At 41.1% G+C, this 13,454-nt stretch carries 12 protein-coding genes; 1 reads left to right on the plus strand and 11 read right to left on the minus strand.

What is annotated here, in order from left to right; all coding sequences use genetic code 11:
- Window positions 1-418 precede the first annotated feature (418 nt).
- From BFM96_RS08520 to BFM96_RS08565, 10 genes are all read right to left on the minus strand, one after another.
- Window positions 419-2,164 carry an ABC transporter ATP-binding protein gene (locus tag BFM96_RS08520; RefSeq protein WP_068992998.1) on the minus strand — a complete coding sequence of 582 codons (1,746 nt, stop codon included), beginning with the start codon at window positions 2,162-2,164 and terminating at the stop codon, window positions 419-421.
- Window position 2,165: 1 nt separating this feature from the next.
- Window positions 2,166-3,899: an ABC transporter ATP-binding protein gene (locus BFM96_RS08525; protein WP_068993000.1), complete on the minus strand. Its 1,734-nt coding sequence runs from the start codon at window positions 3,897-3,899 to the stop codon at window positions 2,166-2,168.
- A gap of 158 nt (window positions 3,900-4,057) precedes the next feature.
- Window positions 4,058-4,474 (minus strand): cupin domain-containing protein, encoded by a 417-nt coding sequence (locus tag BFM96_RS08530; RefSeq protein ID WP_068993003.1) that lies wholly within the window; start codon window positions 4,472-4,474, stop codon window positions 4,058-4,060.
- A 2-nt stretch (window positions 4,475-4,476) separates the two neighbouring features.
- Window positions 4,477-4,866 (minus strand): stress response transcriptional regulator NmlR, encoded by a 390-nt coding sequence (gene nmlR, locus BFM96_RS08535; protein ID WP_068993005.1) that lies wholly within the window; start codon window positions 4,864-4,866, stop codon window positions 4,477-4,479.
- Window positions 4,867-4,978: 112 nt separating this feature from the next.
- Complete coding sequence (locus tag BFM96_RS08540) at window positions 4,979-5,317, minus strand: ATP cone domain-containing protein (protein ID WP_068993008.1); 339 nt, start codon at window positions 5,315-5,317, stop codon at window positions 4,979-4,981.
- 50 nt (window positions 5,318-5,367) lie between these two features.
- Window positions 5,368-6,249 carry a 4-hydroxy-tetrahydrodipicolinate synthase gene (gene dapA, locus BFM96_RS08545; RefSeq protein WP_068993011.1) on the minus strand — a complete coding sequence of 294 codons (882 nt, stop codon included), beginning with the start codon at window positions 6,247-6,249 and terminating at the stop codon, window positions 5,368-5,370.
- 28 nt (window positions 6,250-6,277) lie between these two features.
- Window positions 6,278-7,354: an aspartate-semialdehyde dehydrogenase gene (locus tag BFM96_RS08550; RefSeq protein WP_068993014.1), complete on the minus strand. Its 1,077-nt coding sequence runs from the start codon at window positions 7,352-7,354 to the stop codon at window positions 6,278-6,280.
- Between the two features lie 158 nt (window positions 7,355-7,512).
- Window positions 7,513-8,997, minus strand: a complete 1,485-nt coding sequence (locus BFM96_RS08555; protein ID WP_068993016.1) for a family 1 glycosylhydrolase — start codon at window positions 8,995-8,997, stop codon at window positions 7,513-7,515.
- A gap of 88 nt (window positions 8,998-9,085) precedes the next feature.
- Window positions 9,086-10,243 carry an MFS transporter gene (locus tag BFM96_RS08560; protein ID WP_223245855.1) on the minus strand — a complete coding sequence of 386 codons (1,158 nt, stop codon included), beginning with the start codon at window positions 10,241-10,243 and terminating at the stop codon, window positions 9,086-9,088.
- An 18-nt stretch (window positions 10,244-10,261) separates the two neighbouring features.
- Complete coding sequence (locus BFM96_RS08565) at window positions 10,262-10,603, minus strand: cyclophilin-like fold protein (protein ID WP_068993018.1); 342 nt, start codon at window positions 10,601-10,603, stop codon at window positions 10,262-10,264.
- Between the two features lie 283 nt (window positions 10,604-10,886).
- On the opposite strand from BFM96_RS08565, the gene BFM96_RS08570 reads away from it, so the two are divergent.
- Complete coding sequence (locus BFM96_RS08570; RefSeq protein WP_068993021.1) at window positions 10,887-11,750, plus strand: LysR family transcriptional regulator; 864 nt, start codon at window positions 10,887-10,889, stop codon at window positions 11,748-11,750.
- A 359-nt stretch (window positions 11,751-12,109) separates the two neighbouring features.
- On the opposite strand, the gene mutY is transcribed toward BFM96_RS08570, so the two are convergent.
- Window positions 12,110-13,255 carry an A/G-specific adenine glycosylase gene (gene mutY / locus BFM96_RS08575; protein ID WP_068993024.1) on the minus strand — a complete coding sequence of 382 codons (1,146 nt, stop codon included), beginning with the start codon at window positions 13,253-13,255 and terminating at the stop codon, window positions 12,110-12,112.
- Window positions 13,256-13,454 lie beyond the last annotated feature (199 nt).

Here is a 13,454-nt window from a genome sequence, read left to right on the forward strand (position 1 = left end):
ATGCTCCAGCCATTACCTTGTATGAAAAACTTGGTTATCAGGTGCTTCGTTTTGAGGGCGGACATACCTGCTATCACATTCTGTTTAAAGAGCACTCCTTGACCGAATACTCGTCAAGCATCAACATCTGACATCGGTAACTCACCTTACTGAACTCTAGTTCTGCTTGCGGTTTTTAGGACACAAGCTAGGCTAGTTTTATCTATCACCGAGTTTGGGACAAAAAGATTTTCACGTTAGAAATTCTATAATTTCATATAGTATCTTTTACTAAAATAGATACAAAAAGCGAACAAATAGAGAGTTTTAAGATTTTAACTCTTCCTTTGTTCGTTTTTTACTTTTCTAATCAGATTTTGTCCTAAACTCCTAGTCAGATTTTGATTTTTATAGAGTTCGTTTTTTGTGGGAGCAGGTTCTAAGATTGCTCCAGCATTCCTGCCTGTAATTGATACATCTTATGATAGGCTCCAGCTTTTGCCAGTAATTCCTCATGTCTACCACTTTCGATAATCTTGCCCTTATCCAGCACATAGATACAGTTGGCATCTTGAATCGTAGACAAGCGGTGGGCAATCGCAATCGTTGTCCGACCTTTCCGCATTTTCTCCAGCGAATGTTGGACAATCTGCTCTGTTTCCGAGTCAATGTTGGCTGTTGCTTCATCCAAAATCAAAATCTTTGGCTTACTGGCAACCGTCCGAGCAAAGGCTAGCAATTGCCGTTGACCAGTAGAAAAACTACTACCGCGCTCTGCAACAGGAGCTTGGTATTTACCAGGTAATTTTTGAATGAATTGATCCGCATCAACAAATTCTGCCGCAAATTGTACTTCTTCGTCGGAAAGCTCTTGGTGCATTTTGATATTAGACTCAATCGTTCCATGATAGAGGAAGGGATCTTGCAAGACAAGTCCAATCTTCTTGCGCAATTCAGCCTGTGAAAATTGGCGAATGTCCTGACCATCAATCAAGACCTGACCAGACTCAAATTCATAAAAACGCATGAGGACATTGATAATGGAAGATTTTCCAGAACCCGTAGCACCAACAAAGGCAATCGTTTCCCCTTCCTTCACTTGAAAGGAAATACCATCCAAAATCTGTCGCTTACCATCATAAGAAAAGGATACATCACGAAATTCGATAATTCCTTGTTCGATTTTGGCAGCACTATTTTCTTGCTTCGGCTCAAAATTCCTTTCATCAATTAAGTCAAAGACACGCCCTGCCGAAATCATAGAGGTTTGCAAGGTCGAAAAATTCTGTGTCACCTCAATCAAAGGATCAAACAGGCGATTGACATACTGGATAAAGGCATACATGAGCCCAGCTGAAATGCCTGCCTCTAAGCCGTGAAAGCCAAAATAGGCCATCAAGAGCGCATAAGCTAGGAGTTTCAACAGCGACATAGCAGGTCGCAAAAACAAGCTATCCAAGGCCATCGAACGATTGGCATAAACAACATGCTCTTGGTTAATCGCCTCAAACTCAGCCTTCAAGCGTTCTTCCTGACCAAAGGCTTGAACAATCCGAATTCCTTCAATACTTTCCGCCAATTTACTATTGATGTCGCTTAAAAGACTTCTGGTCTTTGTAATAACGGCAACGGATTTTTTCCGATAGAGATTGACCAAAAGAAAAATGAGGGGAAGCAAGAGTGCCACTAAAGCAGTCAGACGAATATCCAGCATTAGCATGGTATAAAGGGTGACGCTAAAAATAAAAATAGCTGAAATAAAACTCGATAAAATCCCAGAAAACATCTCCGAAATGGCTTCTGTATCATTGGTAATCCGTGAGACAATCGAGCCAGCAGGCGTGCGGTCAAAATAAGACATCCCCAAGCGCTCCATATTCGAAAACGCATCCCTGCGAATATCACGGACAATACTATAAGAGACCTTGGCAAAAAAGAGATTGCCAAAATATTGAATCACTGTCTGCAAGACATACATCATGTAATAGCCTACCAAGAGTAATGCCGCAGTTTGATTAACATTGCTTAAATAATGGTCAATAAAATGAGAGGCAATCAGAGGAATACTATTTTTCACAACCGTTGTCAATAACAGTAGGCTCAGAGCCAAGGCTGTTAGCCACTTATAGGGCTTCAGATAGGAGAAGAGGCGTTTTAAAACCATCCATTGATTTGGTTTTTTCATATCAAATCTCCTCCATTTCTAACTGCTGAGAAGCATAGGTCTGGGCATACCAACCACCTTGATTTAGTAAATCCTCATGGCGACCACGCTCAATAATCTGTCCATTTTGCATTACCAAAATCAAGTCTGCATGGACAACGGCTGACAAACGATGAGCTGAGATAATCGTCGTTTTAGCCTGCCTGGTTTCTTTGAGATTTTCGATAATGGCATGCTCCGTTTTGGCATCAACAGCTGATAACGAATCGTCCAATATCAAAATATCTGGGTCTAAAATCATGGCCCGACTCATGGCAAGTCGCTGTTTTTGACCACCTGATAAAGACACCCCTTTTTCACCAATCAGGGTAGAAAAACCGTCGGGCATGGCGACAATATCCTCATACACTTGGGAGAGTTTGGTTGCCGCTTCAACTTCTGCTAGTGAAAGAGAAGGATTGCCAAAGCGAACATTTTCTAAAATCGTCGTCGCAAATAAGAATTGATCTTGCGGTACATAACCAATTAAACTTCGAAGGTCAGACAAACGATAATCACGCAAATCGTGACCATTTAAGGTAATCTTTCCCTGATTAACATCTTGCTCCCGTAATAACAATTTAATCAAGGTTGACTTCCCAGAACCCGTTTGCCCCACTAAGCCCAAGGTCTGTCCTTTTTCCAAAACAAAGTGAATATCCGATAAGGTTTGGTCAGCTTCGTAGCTGAATTGGTCCACATCATAGACCAGACGACCGTTTGCAATACGCTCAACAGGATGTTCTGGATTTTGAATGTCCGATTCTTGATCTAAGAGTTTTTGAATTCGATCGTAGGAAACATGCCCCCGCTGAGCAATATTAAATAGAAAACCAATCGCCATCAAGGGCCAAACCAGCATATCTAGGTAGGTCACAAAGGTTACCAAATCGCCAATCGTTACCTGCCCTTGGGCAATCATGAAAGCTCCAACCGCAAGCGTTAAGACATAGGAACCTCCGATGAACAAGAGCACTAGAGGATCAAAAAGCACATCATAGCTCATGGTACGCATATTTTTTACGAAGGCCATCTCATTGATTTCTTGAAAAGCAGCGATTTCATCCTCTTGATAGCCAAAAGACTTGGTCACCTTGATACCAGCCACACTTTCTTGCACCTTGTTGTTTAATTCCGAAAAAGCCGCTTGAGACCCCTTGGTTGCTTCATGAGTCTTTCGACCAAGTTTGCTTGTCGCTAAAGCCATAAACGGCAAGGGAAGTACGGCAATCAAGGTCATCTGCCAAGAAATGGTAAAAAACATCGTCACTAGAGTTACCAAAGCTGTAATTGAAGCGTCAACCGCTGACATAACACCGCCTCCAGCCAATCGGGTCAAGGAGTTAATATCATTGGTGGCATGGGCCATTAAATCCCCCGTCCGATGTTTCTGATAAAAGGAAGGGGACATTTTAGTGAAATGATCAAACAAACGGTAACGAATAAGCTGACCCAAGCGGTAGGAAGTCCCTAAAATATACATCCGCCAAACATAGCGCAAACCATACATAGCAAAGGCTGCAAGAATTAGGTAGAAAAGCTGAAGCAGAAGTTCACTTCCCGTTAAATTTTTCCGTGTAATGGCATCGATAACATGCCCCATAATTTTTGGCGGAATCAAATTTAAAACAGCGACCAAGCTCAGGGAAGCAATCCCAATGACATAGCGCCGTTTTTCCTCTTTAAAAAACCACCAGAGATTTTTTATAATAGACATTCTTTTCCTTTCTGTTGCTGTACTGTTTAAGCATACTTTTTCTATTATAACATAAATCGAAAGAGAAGATTCATGTTAAGAGTTGATAAAACAGAACAGAGATGAAATCCCCGTTCCCTCTCTGTTATTTTTTAATATATCGACTTTGAAAATCTCAATCATTCCTCGTCTAATATTGTATACTCTTCATCACTCACAGCTTCATAAAATTCACTTTTTCCTGAGGTAATAGCGATGTGTTCAAACCAGCTATCTTTGGTCGCTCCATGCCAGTGTTTTACCCCTTTTTCTGTCACCAAGACGTCTCCTGCTGTTAACAGGCGAGCTGGTTTTCCCTCTTCTTGATACCAGCCTGTTCCACCTGTTACTAAGAGAATCTGATAGCCATCTACGTGAATATGCCAGTGATTGCGACAGCCTGGCTCAAAGGTCACATTGGCAACAGCCACTTGCCCATCTGAAGCTTGTGCCAGCATCTCCAAATAGGATTGGCCGGTAAATACTGTCTGATAAGCCTCATTTTTTGCACCCATTTTAAAGGGGCTTTCTTGTCTCAATTGTTCTACATTCGCCATCTTTAGTCTCCTTTGTCAAATAAGTCTCTTTCTTTTCCCATCAGTACTTGTTCATAATTGTCAATCTTATAGTCCAATCTGCTGATCGCTGCTAATAGCTCATCTGCCTTTTTCTGCAATTTCTCACGCTCGTCGACTAAAATCGCACGGCGTTCCTCTACATGCTCATCTTCCCCATCTTGACACAAGCTGATATACTCAATCAACCGCTCAACCGAAACCCCTGCACTCCGAAAACAACGAACAAATTCCAGAGCAGCCAAGTCTTGTTCGCTAAAATCACGAACACCCGCACTTGTCCGCCGAATCGGTGGAATTAAGCCAATTTTCTCATAATAGCGTATGGTATCACGCGACAAGCCAGACAATTCACTTGCCTTCTTAATATTCATCTGCTCACCTCATTTCTCCTCTTAGGATACACCTTGGAGTTAACTCCAAGTCAAGTCTTTTTCATTAAAGAATAAAAAAGAGGGGAACTGACCGCTCCCCAGCCTCTATCTATTAACGAATTTGCTCAAAACGCAGATGTACAGCAATGTGCTCTCCATACCCACTACGCTCCAAATCTCGTTGCAAACGATAGGAAATATAGTGCTCTGCGATTGTGATATAACCAGCTCCCAACAACCGATGTTCTACCATCGATTGAATCATACTTATGGTCGCACGTTCTACCTTTGCTTCCTCTAAATCTAGAGCGACTTTTTTGGTCACTTGAGCCAAGTTTTGACGCAAATCATCCGTCAGCACATAGACTGTCTGCGCCGCTTTTAAAATGGCTTGATAAATCTTATCTGGGTCAAATTCAGTAATTTGCCCATCGCGTTTAATCACCTGCATACTATCCCTCACTTCTCTTTGTTCTTCTCATTATCATACCATATTTGGAATTATTTTTCCATGACGGCTATAATCGCTCTTGCTTCTTCTTCTGTACAAGCAACAAGTGGCAAACGAAGTGGCCCTACTTCAAATCCTTGGTGATTAAGAACAGCTTTTAAAGGAGCTGGACTAGTCGTTGAGAAAAGAGCATCCACTTTCGGCAATAATTTCCGCTGAATGCTTGCTGCCTCTGCTAGATCTCCCTTATCCAAGGCATCAAACATGGCATAAAAATCATCTCCATTGGTATGAGCTGCTACGCTAATCACACCTTGTGCTCCTAGAGCCTTGGCATGGAAAGCCTCCCCATCTTCACCAGTATAGACCAAGAAATCTTCAGGGGCATTCTCAACTAAATGGGAAATCGTAGCTACTCCTGTACAATCCTTAATCGCAATAATATTGGGATGTTGAGCCAATCGTAGAGAAGTTTCTACAGTCAAGCCAGCGACTGTACGCCCTGGGACATTATAGACCATGATAGGCAAACTACTAGCATCTGCAATAGCCTTGTAATGCTGATACAGCCCTTCTTGCGTTGGCTTGTTATAGTAGGGAGTGACTGCAAGCCCTGCCACAAATCCACCAAAGTTTGCAACTTCACGCGCAAATTCAATCGAATCTCGTGTATCATTGGTTCCAATCCCTGCAATCAAGGGTACACGACCCGCAACAATTCGCTGTACCTCTGCGAACAACTCTAACTCTTCCTCATGGGTTAAGGTAGGGCTTTCTCCTGTCGTACCAGCTAAAATCAACCCTTCGGTATGATGTGCCAGTAAATGCTCAATCAACTTAGGCAATGCCTTAAAGTTGATACTCCCATCTTCATGAAAAGGCGTCACAAGCGCCGTAATAATGCGTGCTTTTCTCAATTCTTCTAAAGACATTGCTTTCCTCCTAAGTGATAAATTTGATTTATTTTAATTCAAAAACGACTTCTTCCGTTGGACGAACCAATCCACGTTCGTGTAGGGTTTCAGCGATTTGAACAGAGTTCCACGCCGCCCCCTTTAATAAGTTATCCGAAACAACCCACATATGAATTCCTTTTTCAGCATCCAAATCTTTACGGATACGACCGACAAAAGTCTCACGTTTTCCAACAGCATTGATGGCTTGTGGGTAAATCTGATGCGCAATATCATCTTCTAATACAGCACCTGGAAAGGCTGCAATTGCTGCTTTGACTTCCTCAATCGGTGCTACTTCTTTTGTTTCAATATAAACAGATTCTGAATGAGCCGATAAAACCGGAATACGCACACAAGTCGCAGAAACCGCAATGCTATCATCTTCCATAATTTTCTTGGTTTCATTGGTCATTTTCATCTCTTCGTAGGTGTAATCATTGTCTGTAAAGACATCGATTTGTGGAAGAGCGTTAAATCCGATTGGGTAATGCTTCTTATCACCACCAGAAGGTAAGATAGTTGCTTTTACATCTTTTGGTGCTACACCCTCATTTAAAACCGCACGAAGTTGGGCCTGTGTTTCTAAAATCGCTCCCATACCAGCTCCAGAAACAGCTTGGTAGGTTGATACGATAATGCGGTCCAAGCCCCATTTTTGACGAACAGGTTCTAAGGCTACCATCATTTGAATGGTAGAGCAGTTTGGACAAGCAATAATTCCTTTATGAGCATCTAATGCATGCGCATTGACTTCAGGAACAACAAGTGGCACATCAGGATTTTGACGGAAATACGAGGTATTGTCCACCACAACCGCTCCGGCTTTTACAGCATAGGGGGCATACTTAGCTGATGTAGAACCGCCTGCTGAGAAAAGGGCAATATCGACACCTTCAAAGGCATCTTCTGTTGTCTCTTCAATCGTCACATCTTGCCCTTTGAACTGCAAGACCTTACCAGCTGAACGAGCAGACGCCAAATACCGTACCTTGTCAATCGGCAAGGTTGACTCTTCCAACATCTGAATCATCTGTGCACCAACTGCACCAGTTGCACCAACAACAGCTACTGTATATCCCATAAACTACCTCTTTTTTCGAATTTTCTAAAAATTTATATATACTGGCTATTATACACTTTTTTGAGACAAATGAAAAGACATTCACTAAAAAATATTCGAAAAATCCTCCTTCCAAATCATCATGGAAAGAGGATAAGCTTATTGACTAGCTTTTTTAACTATTCCAGAATTTCACCATTACTTGCAATCACTTGTTTGTACCAGTAAAAGCTATCTTTTGGTGTTCGCTCAAACGTTCCATTTCCAGCATCATCCTTATCGACATAGATAAAACCGTAACGTTTCCGCATTTCACCAGTTCCTGCTGACACCAAATCAATACATCCCCAAGTCGTATAGGCAATCAAATCAACCCCATTTTCAATAGCTTCTGCCATGGCTTGAATGTGGGCTCTATGGTAATCAATCCGATAGCTATCATGAATACTTCCATCTTCTTCAACTGTATCGAATGCACCTAAACCATTTTCGACGACCATCATTGGCAATTCATAGCGGTCATAGATTTTTTCTAAATAGTACTGCAAGCCCATTGGATCATGAGCCCAGCCCCAATCTGAATAGGTCAAGTAAGGATTTTTCGCACCGATTGAAAAATTTCCTGACGCTGTATCATCAAATTGATGAGTCGTCACCACAGAGGACATATAGTAGGAGAAAGTATACATATCAATCGTTCCTGCTAGCAAATCTTGCTTGTCTTGCTCCGTAATCTCTAACTCAACACGGTGTTCCTTCCACAAACGTTTGGCATAACTACCATAACGCCCCTTAGCCTGCACATCGCTGCAATAGAAAATATTTTGCTCCCATTTGTGCTGGTTTTCCAAAATATCCTTCGGATCACAGGTACCTGGGTAGAAGGTAATACCGCAAATCATATTGCCAAATTGAAAATCAGGATTGATGTCATGACCGATTTTCACAGCACGGGCAGAGGCTACAAATTGATGGTGCAAGTGTTGGTAAGCCTCTTGGTAGTCCTGGTCAGTAGCCTTATCCCCAAACATATCAAGGAACATCACTGTATTGTTAATCTCATTAAAGGTCAACCAGTATTTCACTAAATCCTTGTATTCCTTAAAAATCGTCTCTGCATAGGTAACATAAAAATCAATCAATTTCCGATTGGTCCAACCGCCGTATGCCTCTTCTAAAGCGAGAGGCGTATCAAAATGCCAGATGGAAACCAAGGGTTCAATCCCATATTTCCGACATTCTTCAAACACAGAGCGATAAAAATCTAAACCTGCTTGATTAGGCTCCTTGTCATCTCCATTTGGAAAAATACGAGCCCAAGAAATCGATAACCGAAAGACACTGTAGCCCATTTCTGCAAAAAGCTTGATGTCCTCTTTGTAACGATGGTAAAAATCAACTGCTTCGTGGTTTGGATAATACTCATCCTCTAAAATAGCAAACGTTGCCCCTTCAGGTAATTTTGCTGTGTGTCCCATAGAGGGAAGTTTTCCTGGATTGCCGTCTTTATCTACAAACGTTGCATAGCGAGGCTTGTCAACTGAACCACCAGTGGTAACATCTGTCTGCACCAATCCACGACCATCTACATTGTAAGCTCCTTCAGCTTGATTGGCAGCAATGGCACCACCCCATAAAAATCCTTCTGGAAATCGTTTTGTCATTCTTCTTCTCCTTTGTTTTCTCTTACTTATAGCATACTCCAATAAAAGAAACATTTCTCCCATTATCCTTCGAAAAACTGATACTATCCTATGATTTTTTGAGCATCTTTTGTCTTACAAAAACAGTCGCTGTTCCGATTACCAAGAGAAGAATGGAACCCAAAAGACTGTACTGTGTGCCACCTCCCTGGGCAATAAAGAGACCGCTGATTGAAGTTCCAATGGTCACCCCTAAATTAGCAGCTGCTAAAAACAAACCATTTGCAAAATCTGGAGCATCCATTCCAACCTTGGCAATCATATATTGGTTAGCATTTCCTTCTATACCAGCAACGATTCCAAAAAGAAGTAAAATCGGTAGGACCACAAACATCTGGTGTCCCCAAACAAATAAAAGCAGAAATAGAAGAATGAGTGAAATCGGCAAAGTTTTCAAAATCAAGTCAGACTGTCTTCCCAGCCATTGACCCGCCAAGCTATTTCCAACAATATTCATCAAACCAATCACGAGCAGGAGCGAGCTAATTGCACTTGGTTCAAAACGACTGACACTATCTAAAAAATCAGACAAATAACTACTAAAGCCAAATACAGCACCATTGAGTAGTAAAATGCTCACAATGGAAATCCAAACAACTGGACGTTTTAAAATACCGAGTTGCTTGCCATAAGAAAGTCCTTCGGTAACTGGCATAGATGGCACCAGTATCACAGTTCCAATAAACACAAGTAGGTTGATGATAGCAAAGAAAAGCATAGCTGCAGTGAGTGAAAAATGATTTGCAAGAAAGTTAGAAACAGGAATTCCTAGAAGTGAACCAGCTGATACCCCAATAAAGACTCGCGCTACTGCTTTTTCAGCATCTTTTTCCTCCACAGAGTTTGCAGCGACACTCATGGCCATGGACACATAGACGGGATGAAACACCGCAGGAAGCATTCGTAAGAAGACTAGTATCCAAAAATTGGGCGCAACAATCGCAAGAAGAGTTGTGAGTGCAAAAGTTCCTGTTGCGAGCATCATAACTGTTTTACGATTAACTTTTGAAAAAAGAAGGGGCATGGTTGGACCTGCAAGGGCAACGACTAGGGCAAAGCTACTTACCAAAATTCCTGCCTGAGCCAGTGACACTTGATAGGCTTTTGCAATATGCGGTAAAATCCCCATGACTCCCATTTCTGTATTTAAAATTCCAAAAACACCCATGGTCATCAATAAAATGAGGGATTGTGCTGATTTTTTCATGATCACTCCTTCTCTTTCTTATACTTTCATAAACGTAACACGACTTGAGTGGCTAAGTGCTTGGGCCAACCCTTTCACATTCACAACAGTTCCCAAATCTGTATAGGCATACTGTGAAGGAAAATCGTGGTAAAACAAGACTAAACCCTCCCCATTCCATAGCTTCAAGTCCCCTGCATAAATCTGCCCTGCTTTTTTATCTTCAGATGTAAATCTAGTGCCTAAAGTCGCATAAACTTCATTACTATTAACATGCTTCATCTCGATTGTCAATGGAAGTAAAGCCTCAAACTCCCTCGCTGCTGGACTATCTAGTAACTGAAGTTCAAATCTTTCTTCATGAATGCTAATCAAAAACATTTATTTCTTTTCCTCCTACATTCTTTCAAGTCAAATGTCAAACTTCCAATCGAATACCTGTATCAGCAAATCATTCTATCGACTATTTCTATACAGCTTTCAATATGTATAAATCTAATCTATCACACTTTTTATTTCATATCAAATACCTATATTTAATGGAAAACATAGCAAAAAAGCATACTAGTATTTCTTCAAGCCTTGAGCTCTATTTCAAAATAGACTAGCTTTCTTTTTTGTCCTCTTTGTGCTAGAGTAGTAGATAAGATTAGAGGAGGGATTTATGAATATTCGTGTACTCCATTATTTTGTGACCATTGTCCAGACCAAAAGCATCTCCAATGCTGCTCAAGCACTGCACATCACTCAACCAACTTTGTCTCGTCAAATTCAAGAATTAGAAGAGGACTTGGGAACCCGACTCTTTCATCGAGGCAATCGAGAAATTACATTAACAGACGATGGGCAATACCTCTATAATCGAGCTATTGAGATACTATCTTTGGTCGAAAAAACCGAAAATAACATCCGAGGAGCCAAGGACCTCGCAGGAGAAATCTATATCGGAACCGCTGAAACCCAGTCTTTTGACATCGTTGCACGGGCAATCAAGCTCATGACAAACACCTATCCAAACACAAAAATCCATTTGCGTAGTGGCAATTCGGATGATATTTTAGAATATCTCAATCAAGGTGTCTACGATATGGGAATTATCATTGGTCCTTATGATTCAAAAAAATACGAGCATATCCCCCTTCCCAGCCGAGATCAGTGGGGAGTTCTTGTTCCCAAAGACCATCCTCTGACCAAACTAAAACACCCAAGTCTAGCAGATGTACTCAACTTCCCTTTGATCGTTTCATCTCAGACAACGATTGATTATAGTATTTTTGCTGGACTAGGGGATTATCGTATCGTTGCCACCTATAATCTCCTCTACAATGCCTCTACCCTAGTCAAGGAAGGCGTAGGGATTGCCTTGGCGCTTGACGGCATTATCCAAACAGACTTCGACCATAGCCAACTGGCCTTTATTCCCTTATCACTACCAACTCAAGACACTCTGCAACTGATTTGGAAAAAGCAGAGTAAGCAATCCAATCTGGTCAAGAAATTCCTCCAAATTCTTTCGAGTATCCTGTAAATGTTAATACTGAGAACCTGTATTCACATCATCACAGTTTCTTTAAAACAAGATAAACTGTGGGAAAATTGCAATTTCAACTTCCTAGGATGTTGAAAAATCAGTATTATCGGATGTCGCTTTGTGGAATTATCTCACATTGATTATCTATTTTTATTACTGTTCTGTTCATTTACTAAACAAACATACTGTTTGACTTAGTAAACTTAATGATTACAGCTAAAATAATAGGACAGAAGTTCATTTCTAAGTATATAAAAAGCGAACAAAACTAGTTGTCTGACTCTCAGAATCTAGTTTTGTTCGCTTTTTGTGTACTTGTCTCACATTTTTGATGCGTGAATACTTAATGCCAACCTTTATTTTCCTTTTTCAAAGGCAGCCCACATTTTTTGCTGAGGTTTAGCAAAGGGATAGTCTGCAAATTCATCTGGTGAAAGCCAGCGTGTTTCCCCACTCAAAGTGGGAATGTTCCCCTTGACCTTGCCATACAGCAAATCAATATGCCACTTACGATGGCTAAACACATGCTGGACTTGGGAGAAAACGGTAGCCTGCCAACTAACTACCATGTCATAATCCTGCTCAAAACGCTCAATAGCCGAGGGTCCTTGTGAAGCACCTTGCTCTTCAAACAAGGATAGTTGCGTTGTGCTCCCTTCCTCACTCTCAATCAAAGGAAAATGCCAAAAACCTGCTAAGAGTCCATCATTTTCGTTTTTTTCTAACAAGAATTTTCCCTCTGCATTTTCCAGAATAAATCCTTTGAGATAAATAGGAACAGGTTTTTTCTTCGGGGCTTTAATCGGATATTTGTCCATCGTACCATGAAGGTAAGCTGCACTAAACTCCTTTACAGGACTTTCTTCTGGACGTGGATGAACAGGTGTTTCAATACTAGAACCCAAATCCATCAAGGCTTGGTTAAAATCTCCAGGACGCTCAGGATCAATCAGTTGCTCCATTATTGCCTGAAAAATCTTGCGATTACTCGGATTACCAATATCATAATCCACTTCAAACAAGCGCGCCATGACACGCATCACATTGCCATCAACTGCAGGCTCAGGTAGATTAAAAGCAATGCTAGCAATCGCTCCAGCAGTATAGGGACCAATCCCTTTGAGAGTCGCAATCTCTTCATAAGTTGCAGGAAATTGTCCCTTAAAATCCTCCATTATCTGCTGGGCTGCTGCTTGCATATTGCGAACCCGGGAGTAATAGCCCAACCCCTCCCAAGCCTTGAGGATCTTTTCTTCCGGAGCTTCTGCCAAATCTTTAATTTCTGGAAACCATGTCAAAAATCGCTCATAATAAGGAATTACCGTATCCACTCGCGTCTGCTGCAACATGATTTCAGAAACCCAGATGTGATAGGGATTTGTCGAACGCCGCCAAGGCAAATCACGTTTATTGTCATCGTACCAACTTAATAATTTCTCACGAAAAGAGGCAATTTTATCCGCCTCCCACATGTCAATACCATAATCTTTTAAATCTATCATATCCCTAGTATATCACAAATTCGCCTTCAAAGAGAAAGAGGGAACTCTGTCAACACTTATATTATATATGCAACTTCAAATCAATTCTTACAATGAACAATTATTTATCCCAAAAACATTTAAACTATTACAGCTCAGATTGCTAACTTAGTTTCAGTAGCCTTTCAAATCCTATAGACCCTATCAACTTGATCTACTA

The organism is Streptococcus himalayensis, from assembly GCF_001708305.1.
Classification (GTDB): Bacteria; Bacillota; Bacilli; order Lactobacillales; family Streptococcaceae; genus Streptococcus; species Streptococcus himalayensis.

Bases quoted from the DNA above. Each gene is read 5' to 3' on its own strand.
- BFM96_RS08520 (WP_068992998.1), bottom strand. From the start codon at position 2,164: ATGAAAAAACCAAATCAATGGATGGTTTTAAAACGCCTCTTCTCCTAT.
- BFM96_RS08525 (WP_068993000.1), bottom strand. From the start codon at position 3,899: ATGTCTATTATAAAAAATCTCTGGTGGTTTTTTAAAGAGGAAAAACGG.
- BFM96_RS08530 (WP_068993003.1), bottom strand. From the start codon at position 4,474: ATGGCGAATGTAGAACAATTGAGACAAGAAAGCCCCTTTAAAATGGGT.
- nmlR (WP_068993005.1), bottom strand. From the start codon at position 4,866: ATGAATATTAAGAAGGCAAGTGAATTGTCTGGCTTGTCGCGTGATACC.
- BFM96_RS08540 (WP_068993008.1), bottom strand. From the start codon at position 5,317: ATGCAGGTGATTAAACGCGATGGGCAAATTACTGAATTTGACCCAGAT.
- dapA (WP_068993011.1), bottom strand. From the start codon at position 6,249: ATGTCTTTAGAAGAATTGAGAAAAGCACGCATTATTACGGCGCTTGTG.
- BFM96_RS08550 (WP_068993014.1), bottom strand. From the start codon at position 7,354: ATGGGATATACAGTAGCTGTTGTTGGTGCAACTGGTGCAGTTGGTGCA.
- BFM96_RS08555 (WP_068993016.1), bottom strand. From the start codon at position 8,997: ATGACAAAACGATTTCCAGAAGGATTTTTATGGGGTGGTGCCATTGCT.
- BFM96_RS08560 (WP_223245855.1), bottom strand. From the start codon at position 10,243: ATGAAAAAATCAGCACAATCCCTCATTTTATTGATGACCATGGGTGTT.
- BFM96_RS08565 (WP_068993018.1), bottom strand. From the start codon at position 10,603: ATGTTTTTGATTAGCATTCATGAAGAAAGATTTGAACTTCAGTTACTA.
- BFM96_RS08570 (WP_068993021.1), top strand. From the start codon at position 10,887: ATGAATATTCGTGTACTCCATTATTTTGTGACCATTGTCCAGACCAAA.
- mutY (WP_068993024.1), bottom strand. From the start codon at position 13,255: ATGATAGATTTAAAAGATTATGGTATTGACATGTGGGAGGCGGATAAA.